This is a genomic window from Enterobacter sp. BIDMC 30 (genome assembly GCF_000534355.1).
Taxonomy (GTDB): Bacteria; Pseudomonadota; Gammaproteobacteria; order Enterobacterales; family Enterobacteriaceae; genus Enterobacter; species Enterobacter ludwigii.
Genome location: NZ_KI973169.1, coordinates 228,790 through 245,654 on the forward strand (window position 1 = coordinate 228,790; position 16,865 = coordinate 245,654).

At 55.5% G+C, this 16,865-nt stretch carries 15 protein-coding genes; 10 read left to right on the top strand and 5 right to left on the bottom strand.

Translation table 11 applies throughout. The features are described 5' to 3' along the window. Positions 1 to 93: 93 nt before the first annotated feature. Complete coding sequence (locus L466_RS21100) at positions 94 to 1,041, top strand: LysR family transcriptional regulator (protein ID WP_032680049.1); 948 nt, start codon at positions 94 to 96, stop codon at positions 1,039 to 1,041. Positions 1,042 to 1,074: 33 nt separating this feature from the next. On the opposite strand, the gene gyrB is transcribed toward L466_RS21100, so the two are convergent. The 4 genes from gyrB to dnaA all read right to left on the bottom strand — a co-directional run bounded on the left by gyrB (position 1,075) and on the right by dnaA (position 7,238). Beyond that, positions 1,075 to 3,486, bottom strand: coding sequence for a DNA topoisomerase (ATP-hydrolyzing) subunit B (gene gyrB, locus L466_RS21095; protein ID WP_032679286.1), 2,412 nt, complete (start codon positions 3,484 to 3,486; stop codon positions 1,075 to 1,077). Between the two features lie 28 nt (positions 3,487 to 3,514). After that, positions 3,515 to 4,588, bottom strand: a complete 1,074-nt coding sequence (gene recF / locus L466_RS21090; protein ID WP_025202644.1) for a DNA replication/repair protein RecF — start codon at positions 4,586 to 4,588, stop codon at positions 3,515 to 3,517. Between the two features lie 147 nt (positions 4,589 to 4,735). After that, a complete protein-coding gene (gene dnaN, locus L466_RS21085; protein WP_014167956.1) occupies positions 4,736 to 5,836 on the bottom strand; it encodes a DNA polymerase III subunit beta in 1,101 nt (366 codons plus the stop codon). Between the two features lie 4 nt (positions 5,837 to 5,840). After that, positions 5,841 to 7,238, bottom strand: a complete 1,398-nt coding sequence (gene dnaA / locus L466_RS21080) for a chromosomal replication initiator protein DnaA (RefSeq protein ID WP_020882755.1) — start codon at positions 7,236 to 7,238, stop codon at positions 5,841 to 5,843. A gap of 600 nt (positions 7,239 to 7,838) precedes the next feature. On the opposite strand from dnaA, the gene rpmH reads away from it, so the two are divergent. The 9 genes from rpmH (at position 7,839) to L466_RS21045 (ending at position 15,358) form a co-directional block, all read left to right on the top strand. Continuing rightward, positions 7,839 to 7,979: a 50S ribosomal protein L34 gene (rpmH, locus tag L466_RS0122205; RefSeq protein ID WP_000831330.1), complete on the top strand. Its 141-nt coding sequence runs from the start codon at positions 7,839 to 7,841 to the stop codon at positions 7,977 to 7,979. Between the two features lie 16 nt (positions 7,980 to 7,995). Then, the gene (gene rnpA, locus L466_RS21075; protein WP_014172301.1) at positions 7,996 to 8,355 is read left to right on the top strand and encodes a ribonuclease P protein component; all 360 of its coding nucleotides are present in this window, start codon (positions 7,996 to 7,998) and stop codon (positions 8,353 to 8,355) included. Beyond that, a complete protein-coding gene (yidD, locus tag L466_RS22825) occupies positions 8,319 to 8,576 on the top strand; it encodes a membrane protein insertion efficiency factor YidD (RefSeq protein WP_001307474.1) in 258 nt (85 codons plus the stop codon). The genes rnpA and yidD overlap by 37 nt, the downstream gene beginning before the upstream one ends. A gap of 2 nt (positions 8,577 to 8,578) precedes the next feature. Then, entirely contained in the window at positions 8,579 to 10,222 is a 1,644-nt protein-coding gene (yidC, locus tag L466_RS21070; RefSeq protein WP_014172300.1) for a membrane protein insertase YidC, read from the top strand. A 72-nt stretch (positions 10,223 to 10,294) separates the two neighbouring features. After that, entirely contained in the window at positions 10,295 to 11,659 is a 1,365-nt protein-coding gene (mnmE, locus tag L466_RS21065) for a tRNA uridine-5-carboxymethylaminomethyl(34) synthesis GTPase MnmE (protein ID WP_014172299.1), read from the top strand. A gap of 111 nt (positions 11,660 to 11,770) precedes the next feature. Then, positions 11,771 to 12,946, top strand: a complete 1,176-nt coding sequence (locus L466_RS21060; protein ID WP_020882757.1) for an MFS transporter — start codon at positions 11,771 to 11,773, stop codon at positions 12,944 to 12,946. Further along, the gene (gene yidZ, locus L466_RS21055; RefSeq protein ID WP_032680050.1) at positions 12,915 to 13,886 is read left to right on the top strand and encodes an HTH-type transcriptional regulator YidZ; all 972 of its coding nucleotides are present in this window, start codon (positions 12,915 to 12,917) and stop codon (positions 13,884 to 13,886) included. The genes L466_RS21060 and yidZ overlap by 32 nt, the downstream gene beginning before the upstream one ends. A 122-nt stretch (positions 13,887 to 14,008) precedes the next feature. Beyond that, positions 14,009 to 14,755 (top strand): 4'-phosphopantetheinyl transferase family protein, encoded by a 747-nt coding sequence (locus L466_RS21050; RefSeq protein WP_014172296.1) that lies wholly within the window; start codon positions 14,009 to 14,011, stop codon positions 14,753 to 14,755. A gap of 36 nt (positions 14,756 to 14,791) precedes the next feature. Further along, a complete protein-coding gene (locus tag L466_RS21045; protein WP_020882759.1) occupies positions 14,792 to 15,358 on the top strand; it encodes an NADPH-dependent FMN reductase in 567 nt (188 codons plus the stop codon). Between the two features lie 87 nt (positions 15,359 to 15,445). On the opposite strand, the gene L466_RS21040 is transcribed toward L466_RS21045, so the two are convergent. Further along, the gene (locus L466_RS21040) at positions 15,446 to 16,783 is read right to left on the bottom strand and encodes an NCS2 family permease (RefSeq protein ID WP_138614807.1); all 1,338 of its coding nucleotides are present in this window, start codon (positions 16,781 to 16,783) and stop codon (positions 15,446 to 15,448) included. Positions 16,784 to 16,865: the final 82 nt, after the last annotated feature.

Sequence of the window (16,865 nt, forward strand, 5' to 3'; positions counted from 1 at the left end):
CAAATGCACTTCAGTACTGACAGTCTAACGTTGACTCATGGTCGCCAGTGGCGATACCTTTTCCCACTATTGATTCCTGAAGAGCGACAAGCCATGACCGATACGCTGAAGGATATTCCCGTTTTTGTCGCCGCCGTAGAGGCAGGCAGTTTTGCTCAGGCCGCGGTGCGTTTGCATTTGTCGCGCTCGGCGGTAGGGAAAAGCATTGCTCGCCTTGAAGCGCGGCTGGGGGTACGCCTGTTTCAGCGCACAACGCGTAGCCAAAGCATGACCGATAACGGTGCCCTTTTTTATGAACGTTGCCTGCGAGCACTCCAGGAAATCCGTGGCGCGGAGTCGCTGCTGGAAACAGGGAAACATCAGGTGAGTGGCCGTCTGCGTGTTGCCATGCCGGTGCTGTTTGGTCGCCAGTGCATCGCCCCGCTGCTGATAGCCTTGACGCAGGAGCATCCTGCCCTTGAGCTGGAAATGTCATTCAGCGATCGCGTAGTGGATATCGTCGAGGAAGGGTTTGATATGGCGGTGCGAAACGGCGCACTGCCGGACAGCACCATGCTGGTCGCCAGACGCCTGGGGGAACACCGAATGGTGCTGTGCGCCGCGCCGGAGTACCTGAGGAATAACGGCCAGCCTGAAACCGTTGCCGATTTACGCCAGCATAAGGCCATTAACTACCTGCGTGCCGGCAGGGTGTTACCGTGGGAACTGGCGGACCACGAAGGAACATCGCACACCCTAATTCCCCGATCATCCCTCAATATGGACGATCTGCAGGCTATCTGCGACGCAGCGCTGGCCGGGCATGGTATTGCATGGTTACCCTGCTGGATGGTGCGCAAAGAGCTGCAGAATGGAAGGCTCATCCCACTCTTAAAACAGGCGCCGGATGTGCGTTTCGACGTTCACGCGGTCTGGCAGCAGACGCCGCATCTGCCCCTGCGAGTCAGGATTGCGGTCGACATGCTGGTCAGCCGGTTACCGTCAGTCCTGTCGCTGGAGCTGGATGCTGATAATTCTGCGCCCACAAAAAAGCCGCGCTAAACGCGCGGCCTCTGACTTGCGGTGTAACCACCCTTAGATATCGATATTCGCCGCTTTCAGGGCGTTCTCTTCGATAAAGGCACGACGTGGTTCAACCGCATCGCCCATCAGGGTTGTGAACAGCTGATCGGCTGCAATCGCATCTTTAACGGTCACGCGCAGCATACGACGGCTTTCAGGATCCATGGTGGTTTCCCACAGCTGATCCGGGTTCATTTCACCCAGACCTTTATAACGCTGAATAGACAGACCACGACGGGACTCTTTCACCAGCCATTCCAGCGCCTGCTCGAAGCTTGCTACCGGCTGACGACGTTCACCACGTTCGATAAACGCATCGTCTTCGATAAGACCACGGAGCTTCTCACCCAGCGTACAGATACGGCGATATTCCGGACCGGTCACAAACTCGTGCTCCAGGGGGTAATCGGTATCTACGCCGTGAGTACGCACGCGCACAATCGGTTCGAACTGCTGCTGAGCGTTCTGCTGGACATCAAACTTCCACTGGCTGCCGTGCTGCTCTTTCTCGTTCAGCTCGGTTACCAGGGTGTTCACCCAGCGGGTAACAACCTGTTCATCGCTCAGTTCGGCTTCCGTCAGGGTTGGCTGATAAATCAGCGCCTTCAGCAGCGATTTAGGATAACGACGCTCCATACGACCAATCATTTTCTGTGCCGCGTTAAACTCGGACACCAGACGCTCCAGCGGCTCACCGGCCAGTGCAGGGGCGTGAGAGTTCGCATGCAGGGTCGCACCATCAAGCGCGATCGCGATTTGGTACTGATCCATCGCTTCGTCGTCTTTGATGTACTGTTCCTGTTTGCCTTTCTTCACTTTGTACAGCGGTGGCTGTGCAATGTAGACGTGGCCACGTTCAACAATTTCTGGCATCTGACGATAGAAGAAGGTCAACAGCAGCGTACGGATGTGCGAGCCGTCGACGTCCGCATCGGTCATGATGATGATGCTGTGGTAGCGCAGTTTGTCCGGGTTGTACTCGTCACGGCCGATGCCGCAACCGAGCGCGGTGATCAGCGTTGCCACTTCCTGAGAAGAGAGCATCTTGTCGAAACGGGCCTTCTCTACGTTGAGGATTTTACCCTTCAGCGGCAGGATAGCCTGATTCTTACGGTTACGGCCCTGCTTCGCAGAACCGCCCGCGGAGTCCCCTTCCACGAGGTACAGTTCGGACAGCGCCGGGTCGCGTTCCTGGCAGTCAGCCAGTTTGCCTGGCAGGCCAGCTAAATCCAGCGCGCCTTTACGACGGGTCATTTCACGGGCTTTACGCGCCGCTTCACGGGCACGTGCCGCATCAATAATTTTGCCAACCACGATTTTCGCGTCTGACGGGTTTTCCAGCAGGTATTCGCTCAGCAGTTCGTTCATCTGCTGTTCAACCGCCGATTTCACCTCAGAAGAGACCAGCTTGTCTTTAGTCTGAGAGGAGAACTTCGGATCCGGCACCTTCACGGAGACAACCGCAATCAGGCCTTCACGGGCATCGTCACCGGTGGCGCTGACTTTCGCTTTTTTGCTGTAGCCTTCTTTGTCCATGTAGGCATTCAGGGTACGGGTCATCGCCGCACGGAAGCCCGCAAGGTGAGTACCACCGTCACGCTGTGGAATGTTGTTGGTGAAGCAGTAGATGTTTTCCTGGAAACCATCGTTCCACTGCAGCGCCACTTCCACGCCAATACCGTCTTTTTCGGTAGAGAAGTAGAAGATATTCGGGTGAATGGGCGTTTTGTTCTTGTTCAGATACTCAACGAACGCCCGGATACCGCCTTCGTAGTGGAAGTGGTCTTCTCTGTTGTCGCGTTTGTCACGCAGACGAATCGAGACGCCGGAGTTCAGGAACGACAGTTCACGCAGGCGTTTCGCCAGAATCTCATATTCGAACTCGGTAACGTTGGTGAACGTTTCAAGGCTCGGCCAGAAACGCACCATGGTACCGGTTTTGTCGGTGTCACCCGTAACAGCCAGCGGTGCCTGCGGCACGCCATGCGTATACAGCTGACGGTGAATTTTGCCTTCGCGCTGGATAACCAGCTCCAGTTTCTGCGACAGGGCGTTAACCACGGACACACCTACACCGTGCAGACCGCCGGAAACTTTATAGGAGTTATCATCGAACTTACCGCCTGCGTGCAGAACGGTCATGATAACTTCCGCAGCCGATACGCCCTCTTCCGGGTGAATACCGGTTGGGATGCCACGACCGTCATCGGTGACGGAGACGGAGTTGTCCGCATGGATCGTGACCACGATGTCTTTACAGTGACCCGCGAGCGCTTCGTCGATAGCGTTATCTACCACCTCGAATACCATGTGGTGCAGACCGGTGCCGTCATCCGTGTCGCCGATATACATACCCGGGCGCTTACGCACCGCATCCAGCCCTTTCAGGACTTTGATACTGGAGGAGTCATAAGAATTCGACATCAACGTTTCTCGCTCATTTCAACTTGGGTTAATCCGTTATTTTACCCTTTTCCACGGTAAACATCTTCGAATTTTCGTCCGACATGTCTATAACGTGTTCAGCGCTAATCGCACTGACGAAAACCTGTGACTGCGTGGCTTTTAAGCGGCTGGCAAGCAGCCCGCGCCGCGCGTCGTCAAGTTCCGAGGCAAAATCATCTATCAGGTACAGGCAGCGTCGCCCGCTCTCGCGGGTCAAAAACTCTCCCTGCGCCAGGCGCAGCGCACACATCAAAAGCTTGAGCTGCCCACGCGACAGCGTGTCTTCCACCGGCGCACCGTCGGCACGAATGCGGAAATCCGCCTTGTGCGGGCCATGTGCGGTGTAGGTCAGCATGCGGTCGCGCTCGAAATTTCTCTCTAACACTTCGGCATAATCTGTCTCTTTCTCCCAGCCGCGCTGGAAGGAGAAGGTGAGAGAGAATTCAGGTAAAAACTGTTTGCAGGTGTCGGCCATATCGTCGGCGATACCCGCGCTGTATTCGGCACGCCAGCAGCTGATTTGTTCCGCAAGGGGAATTAATTCCTTGTCCCACGGGCGCAACTGGGCGTAGCGTGTCACCTGGCGCAGTGCAGCGTTACGCTGCTTAAGCAGGCGCTTCAGGTTGCTCCAGGCGTTAAAGAAACCGGCTTCGTTGTGAAAGCATCCCCAGTCAAGGAAGGCTCTTCTGTATTTGGGGCCGCCATTGAGTAAAGTAAACCCCTCCGGCGTAATCAGCTGCATCGGCATCAGCAGCGCGAGCTCAGCCACTTTGTGGCCGTCAGTACCGTCGATACGAACCTTGCTGTCGCCCTGCTTGTCTTTGGTCAGACCGATGGCTGTTTCACGCTCCTCGCCCTGCAAACGCCCGTGCAGAACAAAGGCTTCCTGTTCGTGGCGAATGACGCGGCCAATTTGCAGACTGCGAAACGCCCGTCCGTGGCCGAGCGTATAGATGGCCTCAAGCACGCTGGTTTTGCCGCTGCCGTTCGCGCCAACCAGGAAATTAAAGCCAGGGGATAAAGCGAGATCCGCGTTTTCGATATTGCGGAAATCTTTAATTAAAAGGCGCGTCAGTGACATATCTGGATTTCTTCGGGCCAGGGCGTAATCGGCTCAGCCCGTTTCAACGCGGACTGCACGCAGACCCTGGCGCGTACACAAAGTACGAGACAGGGACGAGCACAGCCCGGGTTGAAAAAGGCAAGTAAGATAGCCCGATAGCGTTCACTACAGCCTCATCGGCATGACAACGTAAGCCGCACTTTGGCTGGCCGCATCTTCAATCTGTACACTCGAAACGGAGTCGGTCAGCAGAATGCGAACGTTCTCGCATTTAAGCGCGTTCAACACATCCAGCACATAGCTGACGTTAAAGCCGATTTCCATCTCAGTCCCGGCATAGGTGACGTCCAGAATCTCTTCTGCCTCTTCCTGCTCCGGGTTGTTGGCGGTGATTTTGATCTGATTTTCGCTCACATACAGACGCACCCCGCGGAATTTCTCGTTAGAGAGAATCGCGGCGCGGGCAAAGGCCTGCTTGAGGCTGTCGCAACCGGCTTCCAGCGTTTTGTCCGGGTTCTTCGGCAATACGCGGCGATAATCGGGGAAACGGCCGTCAACCAGCTTCGATGTGAAGACAAAATCACCCACGTGAGCACGGATGTTATTGCTGCCGATCTGCACGCGCAGTGGCGTATCACCACCGTCGAGCATACGCATCAGCTCAATCACCCCTTTACGCGGTACGATCACCGAATGGTTTGGCAGCGAGTCGCCAATGGGCATGGAACAGACTGCCAGTCGGTGACCGTCGGTAGCCACGGTACGCAGCTCTTCACCTTCGGTTTCGAACAGCATGCCGTTTAAGTAGTAACGAACGTCCTGATGCGCCATTGAGAACTGCGTGGCTTCAATCAGACGCTTCATCGTTGCCTGCGGCAGGGTGAATTCAACTTCACTCTGCCAGTCGTCCAGGTTCGGGAAGTCCGCGGCAGGCAGCGTCGAGAGCGAGAAACGGCTACGGCCAGAGCGCACCAGCATACGGTCGCCTTCCAGCTGCACGGCAATTTCAGCGCCTTCCGGCAGCCCGCGGCAGATATCAAAGAATTTACGTGCCGGAACAGTGGTCGCGCCCGCTTCATGCGGCTGAGACAGCGTAACGCGCGCGATCATTTCCATTTCCAGATCTGTGCCGGTCAGCGACAGCGTACCGTCCGCGACCTGAAGCAGCAGGTTTCCGAGAATTGGCAGCGTTGGGCGGCCACCTAATGGGCCACTCACCTGTTGCAGCGGTTTTAATAAATGTTCACGTTCAACGGTAAATTTCATAGCGTCACGATGATAATGTTCTGATTAAATTGGAAAAATCTTCTTTTATGTCGTGGCTTTCTTCGCGTAACTGCTCAATCTTACGACAAGCGTGCAGCACGGTCGTATGGTCACGGCCACCAAACGCATCGCCGATCTCCGGCAGACTGTGGTTGGTTAACTCCTTTGCCAGCGCCATCGCCATCTGACGCGGACGCGCCACCGAGCGGGAACGACGTTTAGACAGCAAATCTGCCACTTTGATTTTGTAGTACTCGGCCACCGTCTTTTGAATATTGTCGATAGTGACCAATTTTTCCTGCAGTGCCAGCAAATCGCGCAGCGCTTCACGCACAAAATCGATGGTGATCGCACGGCCGGTGAAGTTGGCATTGGCAATCACGCGGTTCAGTGCCCCTTCAAGCTCACGGACGTTGGAGCGCAGACGCTTGGCAATAAAGAACGCCACTTCACCCGGCAGGCGAATGTCGTTTTCATCGGCTTTCTTCATCAGGATCGCGACGCGGGTTTCCAGTTCCGGTGGCTCGATCGCCACGGTCAGGCCCCAGCCAAAACGGGATTTCAGACGATCTTCAACGCCGTTGATCTCTTTTGGATAACGATCCGACGTCAAAATGATCTGCTGATTACCTTCCAGCAGCGCATTAAAGGTGTGGAAAAACTCTTCCTGGGATCGTTCTTTGTTGGCAAAGAACTGGATGTCATCGATAAGCAGTGCGTCAACAGAACGGTAGTAGCGTTTAAACTCTTCGATCGCATTGTTTTGCAGGGCTTTTACCATGTCCTGAACGAAGCGCTCGGAGTGCATATACACCACTTTCGCATTTGGCTTACGCGCCATAATGCCGTTGCCTACCGCATGCAGAAGGTGCGTTTTACCCAACCCCGTGCCGCCATAAAGGAACAGCGGGTTGTAGGCACCACCGGGGTTATCTGCAACCTGGCGTGCCGCCGCGCGCGCCAGCTGGTTCGATTTACCTTCAACGAAGTTATCGAACGTGTGTTTAACATTGACGTTAGAACGGTAGGTTTGCTCTGCCGGAGCAGGCACGTTGTCCCAGCCCGAACGGGTCGCCGGAAGGGCGCGCGGTGCCGGCGCGGGGGCTGCCTGAGCAGGTATTGCCACATTTACCGTTTCACGCACGGTCTGCGTGACCGGTTTTGTTCCCACTTCAAAGCGTAGCTGTGGCGCATCGGATCCGCAGAAATCATTCAGCAGTCCATTGATGTTATTAAGGTATTTATCCCTTACCCAATCGAGCACAAAACGGTTTGGCGCATACAAAGCCAGCGTGTTATCGCTCAGTTCCGCCTGCAAGGGGCGGATCCACATACTGAATTCTGTGGCTGGTAACTCATCCTGCAATCGGGCAAGACACTGCTGCCAAAGCGAAAGTGACACGGCGGACTCCACTCGAACAATAAAAGAAAACTATTGAATATTCATGATTGTTGGCGCACATCGACATGACCCTGTGCAAAAGGGTGATGTGCGAACCGCTATCTGCGGTTATACCCGGCCAGGATCGCTGGATCCCGATCGGGACCGCGGATCATAGCCTAAACTGAGCCAGAGATCTTCTGTTTCTCACAGATTCTTCCCGATTTATCCACAGGAAGATCGGAAACCGGGTAAGTGTAAACGATCCTGGGGTGAGTACCCTACGATTTAGCCCGCATATTGGAAAAATTAATGAGCACAGACAATTTCTTGCTTAAATGATCTAACGAAGATCCGGGACGATCCTTGCGCTTTGTTTGGGAGGCCGTATAATCCTCGACCCGGCGCGTGGTGCTCATCTTCCTGCGTCGTCCGTTGCTCATTTTCCACGCGAAAACGTGCGGAAATACGCGGGAAATAAGGAAAGAGAATTGACTCCGGAGTGTACAATTATTACAATCCGGCCTCTTTAATCACCCACGCTGAGGCGTTAGTCGTTCGAAACTCGTTCGGGTATACGCAAAAGTCAGTGAATTTATTCAAGTTTAGGTAGAAATCGCCATGAAACGCACTTTTCAACCGTCTGTACTGAAGCGCAACCGTTCTCACGGCTTCCGTGCTCGTATGGCTACTAAAAATGGTCGTCAGGTTCTGGCACGTCGTCGTGCTAAAGGCCGCGCTCGTCTGACCGTTTCCAAGTAATAAAGCTAACCCCTGAGTGGTTAAGCTAGCATTTCCCAGGGAGTTACGTTTGTTAACTCCCACTCATTTCACTTTCGTCTTCCAGCAGCCACAACGGGCTGGCACGCCGCAAATCACCATCCTCGGCCGCCTGAATTCGCTGGGGCATCCCCGCATCGGTCTTACTGTCGCCAAGAAAAACGTTAAGCGTGCGCATGAACGCAATCGGATTAAACGTCTGACGCGTGAAAGCTTCCGTTTACGTCAACACGAACTGCCTTCAATGGATTTCGTGGTGGTGGCTAAAAAAGGGGTTGCCGACCTCGATAACCGTGCTCTCTCGGAAGCGTTGGAAAAATTATGGCGCCGCCATTGTCGCCTGGCTCGCGGGTCCTGATAGCCCTCATTCGGGTCTATCAACGCCTGATTAGTCCGCTACTCGGGCCGCACTGCCGTTTCACGCCAACATGCTCAAGCTACGGAATTGAGGCATTGCGCAGGTTTGGAGTGATAAAAGGCAGTTGGTTGACGGTGAAACGCGTATTAAAATGCCACCCTTTACACCCAGGTGGAGACGATCCCGTCCCGCCAGGACCCTTTGATACCAGAGAACACTAACGATGGATTCGCAACGCAATCTTCTTATCATCGCTTTGTTGTTCGTGTCTTTCATGATCTGGCAGGCATGGGAGCAGGATAAAAATCCTCAACCCCAGCAGCAGACCACGCAGACTACGACCACCGCAGCGGGTAGCGCCGCCGACCAGGGCGTACCGGCCAGTGGCCAGGGGAAACAGATTACGGTTAAGACCGATGTGCTTGAGCTGACTATCAACACCCGTGGTGGTGATGTTGAGCAGGCGCTGCTGTTGACCTACCCAAAAGAGCTGAAGTCTAACGAACCGTTCCAGTTACTGGAAACCACGCCTGAGTTTATCTACCAGGCCCAGAGCGGCCTGACCGGTCGTGATGGCCCGGATAACCCGGCTAACGGTGCGCGTCCACTGTACAACGTCGAGAAAGAGACCTTCGTACTGGCTGATGGTCAGAACGAAATCGCTATCCCGATGACCTACACCGACGCCGCGGGCAACACCTTCACCAAAACCTTCACCCTGAAACGCGGTGAATATGCGGTGAACGTGGGCTACAGCGTTCAGAACACCGGTGCGAAACCGCTGGAACTGTCGACCTTTGGTCAGCTGAAGCAGTCCATCAATCTGCCGTCTCACCGTGACACCGGAAGCAGCAACTTTGCGCTGCATACCTTCCGTGGCGCGGCGTACTCCACGCCTGATGCGAAGTACGAGAAATACAAATTCGACACCATTGCCGATAACGAAAACCTGAACGTCAGCGCTAAAGGCGGTTGGGTGGCAATGCTGCAGCAGTATTTCGCCACTGCGTGGGTGCCAACGAACGACGGTACTAACAACTTCTATACCGCGAACCTGGGTAACGGTCTTGCAGCCATTGGCTACAAATCTCAGCCGGTTCTGGTTCAGCCGGGTCAAACCGGTAAGCTGGCAAGCACCCTGTGGGTCGGTCCGGAAATCCAGGACAAAATGGCTGCCGTTGCGCCGCACCTGGATCTGACCGTGGACTACGGCTGGTTGTGGTTCATCTCTCAGCCGCTGTTTAAGCTGCTGAAGTTCATCCACAGCTTCCTGGGTAACTGGGGCTTCTCCATCATCGTTATCACCTTCATCGTACGTGGCATCATGTACCCGCTGACTAAAGCGCAGTACACCTCCATGGCGAAGATGCGTATGCTGCAGCCGAAGATTCAGGCAATGCGTGAGCGTCTGGGCGATGACAAACAGCGTCAGAGCCAGGAGATGATGGCCCTGTATAAAGCAGAAAAAGTGAACCCACTGGGTGGTTGCTTCCCGCTGCTGATTCAGATGCCAATCTTCCTTGCGCTGTACTACATGCTGATGGGTTCCGTTGAGCTGCGCCACGCGCCGTTCGCCCTGTGGATCCATGACCTGTCTGCACAGGACCCGTACTACATCCTGCCGATCCTGATGGGCGTAACGATGTTCTTCATCCAGAAGATGTCGCCGACCACCGTGACCGACCCGATGCAGCAGAAGATCATGACCTTTATGCCGGTCATCTTCACCGTGTTCTTCCTGTGGTTCCCGTCAGGTCTGGTGCTGTACTATATCGTCAGCAACCTGGTGACCATTATCCAGCAGCAGCTGATTTACCGTGGTCTGGAAAAACGTGGCCTGCATAGCCGCGAAAAGAAAAAGTCCTGATTCGGTAAGTTAACGCTAAAATAAGGGCGGTCGATTGACCGCCTTTTTTATTTGTATTGAACGAGACCAACCATGAGCCATAACGACACTATCGTCGCCCAGGCAACCCCACCGGGACGCGGTGGTGTAGGCATTCTGCGTATCTCCGGCCTGAAGGCCCGCGAGGTCGCCGAAGCGGTGCTGGGTAAACTGCCAAAGCCGCGCTACGCTGATTATCTGCCGTTTAAAGACACTGACGGCACGCCGCTGGACCAGGGCATTGCGCTGTGGTTCCCAGGCCCGAACTCCTTTACCGGAGAAGACGTGCTGGAGCTGCAGGGCCACGGTGGCCCGGTCATTCTCGACCTGCTGTTAAAACGCATTCTGACGCTGCCGGGCCTGCGCATTGCAAAGCCAGGTGAGTTCTCCGAGCGTGCCTTCCTGAACGACAAGCTCGACCTCGCACAGGCAGAAGCAATTGCTGACCTGATCGACGCCAGCTCCGAGCAGGCAGCCCGCTCCGCACTGAACTCGCTTCAGGGCGCGTTCTCGGCGCGCGTGAATCATCTTGTGGAAGCACTTACTCACCTGCGCATCTATGTCGAAGCGGCTATCGATTTCCCGGATGAGGAGATCGACTTCCTCTCTGACGGTAAAATTGAAGCTCAGCTCAATAGCGTGATGGCCGATCTCGACGCGGTGCGTGCCGAAGCACGTCAGGGTAGCCTGCTGCGCGAGGGGATGAAGGTCGTGATTGCGGGCCGCCCTAACGCCGGTAAATCGAGCCTGCTCAACGCCCTGGCGGGCCGTGAAGCGGCGATCGTCACCGACATCGCCGGTACCACCCGCGACGTGCTGCGTGAGCATATTCATATCGACGGTATGCCGCTGCACATCATCGACACGGCAGGTCTTCGCGACGCCAGTGACGAAGTAGAGCGCATCGGTATCGAACGCGCCTGGCAGGAGATTGAGCAGGCTGACCGCGTGCTGTTTATGGTGGACGGTACCACGACCGATGCCGTTGATCCGGCGGACATCTGGCCCGACTTTATTGCCCGCCTGCCGGCAAAACTGCCGATCACCGTGGTGCGTAACAAAGCGGATGTGACCGGCGAAACGCTGGGTATTAGTGAAGTGAATGGCCACTCACTTATTCGCCTGTCGGCCCGTACCGGTGAAGGCGTTGACGACCTGCGCAACCATCTCAAACAGAGCATGGGCTTTGATACCAGTATGGAAGGCGGCTTCCTTGCGCGCCGTCGTCACCTTCAGGCGCTGGAAGACGCGGCACGCCACCTCGATCAGGGGAAAGCACAGCTGCTTGGCGCATGGGCGGGTGAACTGCTGGCGGAAGAGCTGCGTCTGGCGCAGCAAAATCTGAGTGAGATAACCGGCGAATTCACCTCGGACGATCTGCTGGGACGGATTTTCTCGAGCTTCTGTATCGGCAAGTAATTACCGCTGATGAAGGGTGATTTCCTCCCGGGAAATCACCTTTGTCCAAATGGCAACTCGCCTAATCCCTTTTATCCCCCTATTCTGCTTGCCTGCATCTATGGGGGGTTTATGGCTCGTTTTCTGTTTTGTAGTTTTGCGCTGGTTCTGCTTTATCCATCGGGTATTGATATGTATCTGGTGGGGCTGCCGCACATTGCCCGCGATCTGGGTGCCAGCGAGGCGCAGCTGCATATTGCGTTTTCGGCCTATCTCGCCGGGATGGCATCATCGATGGTATTTGCCGGGAAAATCGCGGACAAAGCGGGTCGTCAGCCCGTGGCCATTACCTGTGCCATCATCTTCGCGCTGGCGTCAATGCTCTGCTCCCTGGCCCAGGACAGTACCCTGTTCCTGACAGGACGCTTTATTCAGGGGATAGGTGCCGGTGGCTGTTATGTGGTGGCCTTCGCCATCCTACGCGATACCTTAAGCGCCCAGCGCCGTGCCAAAGTGCTTTCCATGCTCAACGGTATTACCTGCATCATTCCGGTGATGGCGCCGGTGGTGGGCTATCTGATCATGCTGAAATTCCCGTGGCAGAGCCTGTTCTGGACGATGGCGGCCATGGGTGCGCTGGTCTTTATCCTCTCGATCACGGTGCTGAAAGAGACCCATCCAGGCTCGCAAAACGCAGGCCATACGGCAACCCTTCATCCGGCCGAGACGCTGCTAAACCGCTTTTTCCTGAGTCGCCTGGCCATTACCACACTGAGCGTGGCGGTGATCCTGACGTATGTAAACGTTTCCCCGGTGTTGCTGATGGAGACCATGGGGTTTGATCGCGGTGAGTATTCCACCGTGATGGCACTCACCGCGATGGTCAGTATGGCTGTCTCGTTCTCGACGCCGTTCGCACTGAATATCTTCCGTCAGCGCACGCTCATGCTAACCTCTCAGGTGCTGTTCCTCGCTGCGGGGGGGATTCTGGCGACCACCAGCACACATGCGCTGATGCTGGTAGGGATTACGCTGATTTGCGCCGGCTTCTCCGTCGGCTTTGGCGTGGCGATGAGTCAGGCGCTTGGCCCGTTCTCGCTGCGCGCGGGTGTGGCAAGCTCGGTACTGGGTATTGCGCAGGTCTGTGGTTCGTCGCTGTGGATATGGCTGGCGGCGGTCATCGGCCTTAATGCGCTCAATATGCTGATCGGGATTCTGATTGGTTGTAGCATGCTCTGCATCACCTTACTTATGGTCATCCAGCCCGCGGCCCATTATGAAGAAGCCAATCAGCAGTCTCGATCTTAACCTGTTGTTGTGCCTGCAGCTTTTGCTGCAGGAGCGCAGCGTAACCAAAGCCGCGAAACGGATGAACGTGACCCCGTCCGCGGTAAGTAAATCGCTGGCGAAACTGCGCGACTGGTTTGACGATCCGCTGTTTGTGAAAACACCGTTAGGCCTGCTGCCGACACCGCTGACGATGAGTCTGGAGCAGGATCTGGCCGACTGGATGCAGATTGGCAATCAGATCCTCGATAAATTCCATCATGACTCCCCGGGCGGGCTGACGTTCGTGCTGGCCGCGGAAACGCCTCTGATGCTGATCCGTTTTAATGCCCTGCTCGAGCAGGTCAATCAGCGCTATCCACAGGCCACGGTAAAGATGCGCCACTGGGATTACGACTCGGTGGATGCCATTACGCGCGGAGAAGTCGATCTTGGCTTCACGGGCCGTGAAACGCATCCGCGCTCCCGCGAGCTGTTGAAGCTGATGCCGTGGTTTATCGACTACGAAATTCTGTTCAGCGACCGCCCCTGCGTCTATTTGCGCGAAGATCATCCGGCTCTTCAGGAAGAGTGGAATCTGGAGACTTTCCTGCGCTATCCGCATATCAGCATCTTCTGGGAGCGCAGCGACACCTGGGCGCTTGATGAGGTGCTCAGAGAGATGGGACGTGAGCGTAATATCGCCATGAGCCTGCCCGGTTTCGAACAGTCGATGTTTATGGCGGCGCAGCCAGGCCATAACTACATCGCCACGGGGCCACACTACTGCCATCACTATAATCAACTCCACCAGCGTAAGCTGATCGCCCTGCCCATTCCCATTGATGAAGCCCAGGCTGAAAAACTGACCGTTCCTTTCACGCTGATCTGGCATAAACGAAACAGCCATAATCCGAAAATCCTCTGGCTCCGTGAGACAATCAAAGCGCTATATGCCGCTCCAGCGCTTATTTTTGCCTAAGAAAATGTAAAGTTGGGTCCTCAGGCTTCTCTTACTCCCATTTACTGATTAAAACAGAAGGCAAGTTAAGCGATAATCATGTAACCGTTTAACCGAATACGACCATTATCAAGGAGCGAAAAATGGCAACGCACTTTGCAAGAGGGATACTGACAGAGGGACATCTCGTATCGGCCAGAATTTCATCCGCGTGTCACCAGGAAGCACGTAAACTGCCGGAGCATCGCCGGACGCGGTTTTTGGCATCCCGCGCGCTTCTCGCTGAGCTGATGTTCATGCTGTACGGCACCAGTGAACTGCCGGATATCCTCACCCAACCTGAAGGCCGCCCGGTCTTTGCCGACCCGGAGCTGCCGCGTTTCTCCATTGCCTATACGGGCAATATCATTGGCGTCGCGCTCACCACTGAAGGGGATTGCGGCCTGGACATGGAGCTTCAGCACGCAACCCGCGGCTTCCATGGCGCGAACCCGCACGATGACTACCCGCTTTCCAGCAATGAAAAGCTGTGGGTGCGTAACCAGAACGATCCCATCGAGGCCAGAGCTCAGCTCATTACCTTACGCCAGAGCATTCGAAAGCTCTGCGGCTGTGCATCAGACGACGCCAGCCTGCTGCAATTGCTTCCCGGCTCCGGACGTCTGCGTTCCGCTAAAGCCACGCTGGTAGAGGCGCTCAGCGATGCCGAAGACGTACTGATTTGGTCCATCGCGGTGACCCCCGCCATCGAACGATTGAAAATCTGGGAATTTGACAGTCAACACGGATGGAGTAGCCTTCCGGATGTGCCCGAGCGAGCCAACGAACCCGCCGCGCGCCTGATGAGATTAACCAGTTTACCGGCAGAAAAAGCATATACCCTTAGCTGATCCATTCAGGGTCATCATGATGAAACAGGAGTAATCATGTCTGATACGTTGAAAGTTGTTACGTTACTGGGAAGCCTGCGCAAAGGTTCATTTAACGGGATGGTTGCCCGCACGCTGCCTCAGCTGGCACCGGCAGGTATGGACATCAGCGCCCTGCCATCGATTGGCGACATTCCGCTTTACGACGCGGACGTGCAGCAGGAAGAAGGGTTTCCACAGAGCGTAGAAGCGCTTGCAGAGCAGATCCGCCAGGCAGACGGCGTGGTCATTGTTACGCCTGAATATAACTACTCCGTTCCGGGTGGCTTGAAGAACGCCATTGACTGGTTATCCCGTCTCCCGGAGCAGCCGCTGTCGGGTAAACCGGTGCTGATCCAGACCAGCTCTATGGGCGCGATTGGCGGGGCACGCTGCCAGTACCATCTGCGTCAGATCCTGGTCTTCCTGGATGCGATGGTAATGAACAAACCGGAATTTATGGGGGGCGTGATTCAGAACAAGGTCGACCCGCAGACGGGTGAAGTGGTGGATCAAAGTACGCGTGACCATCTTTCTGGCCAGCTCACCGCGTTTGGTGATTATATTAAGCGAGTGAAAGCTTAAACGTAGCCTGACACCCTCACTCTGGCCCTCTCCCACAGGGAGAGGGCGCAAACACAAAAGCCCTTTTCGACGAAAAGGGCTTTCTGTTTATTTGGCATCAATAAAAACAATCTTCAGCACAAACAGCAGCGCCACAATGATGACGCACGGGCTGAGGTCGCGGAAGCGACCGGTACCAATCTTCATGACGCAGTAGGAGATAAAGCCCAGCGCGATACCTTCGGTGATCGAGAAGCTAAACGGCATCATCACCGCGGTAATAAACGCAGGCACCGCTTCGGTTAAATCATCCCACTTCACGCGCGACAGGCTGGAGGTCATTAACACCCCCACGTAGATCAGCGCGCCGGCTGCTGCATACGGAGGTACCATGCCCGCCAGTGGTGACAGGAAGATCACCAGCAGGAACAGGATACCCACCACAACCGCCGTCAGACCGGTACGGCCACCCACAGAGACACCTGAAGAGGATTCAATGTAAGCGGTAACAGACGATGTACCGATAAACGCGCCGGTGACAGAGGAGACACTGTCAACAAACAGCGCCTGCTTCATGCGCGGGAATTTCCCATTCTCATCCGCCAGGCCGGCTTTGTCGGTCACGCCAATCAGCGTACCGGAGGAGTCAAACAGGTTAACCAGCATGAAGGAGAAAATCACGCCCGCCAGACCCAGGTTCAGGGAGCCTGCCAGATCGACGTGCCCAATGACGGTAGACACGCTCGGTGGCGCGGAGACAATCCCTTTGTACTGCACATCGCCCAGCATCCAGCCCAGCAGCGTGGTGACCACGATGGAAACCAGCACGGCCGCATGAATATTGCGCGAAGCCAGGATAGCGATGATAAAGAAGCCCAGCACGCCCAGCAGCACGTTGTGCGAGGTCAGGTGACCGATGCTCACCAGCGTGTCCGGGTTAGCCACGATAACGCCTGCGTTTTTCAGACCCATCATGCCGATAAACAGACCAATACCGCTGGTAATCCCCACGCGCAGGCTCACCGGAATATTGGCTATCATCCAGTAACGTACGCGGAAAATGGTCAGCAACAGCAGGCCAACCGCGCCCCAGAAGATAGCGCCCATGCCGACCTGCCATGGCAGACCCATCGCTTGGACGACCACGAACGCGAAGAAAGCGTTCAGACCCATTGCCGGGGCCAGCGCCACGGGCAGGTTAGCGAACACACCCATCAGGATACTGCCCAGCGCAGCGATCAGACAGGTGGTCACGAAGACGGCGCTGGTGTCCATGCCAGCAACGCCCAGAATTTGTGGGTTAACAAAAACGATATAGACCATCGTCAGGAAGGTGGTGAAACCGGCGATCACTTCGGTGCGTGCCGTTGTGCCGTGCTCACGCAGTTTAAACACGCGCTCAAGCAGACCCTGACCAGATGTCTGGGTAGTGTGTTGTTGACTCATCATCAATTTCCGAACAAGGAGGGAAAATTCGTCGCTATCCTATACCAAAATGCGACAATAGTGGCGGTTACGAGAGACATTT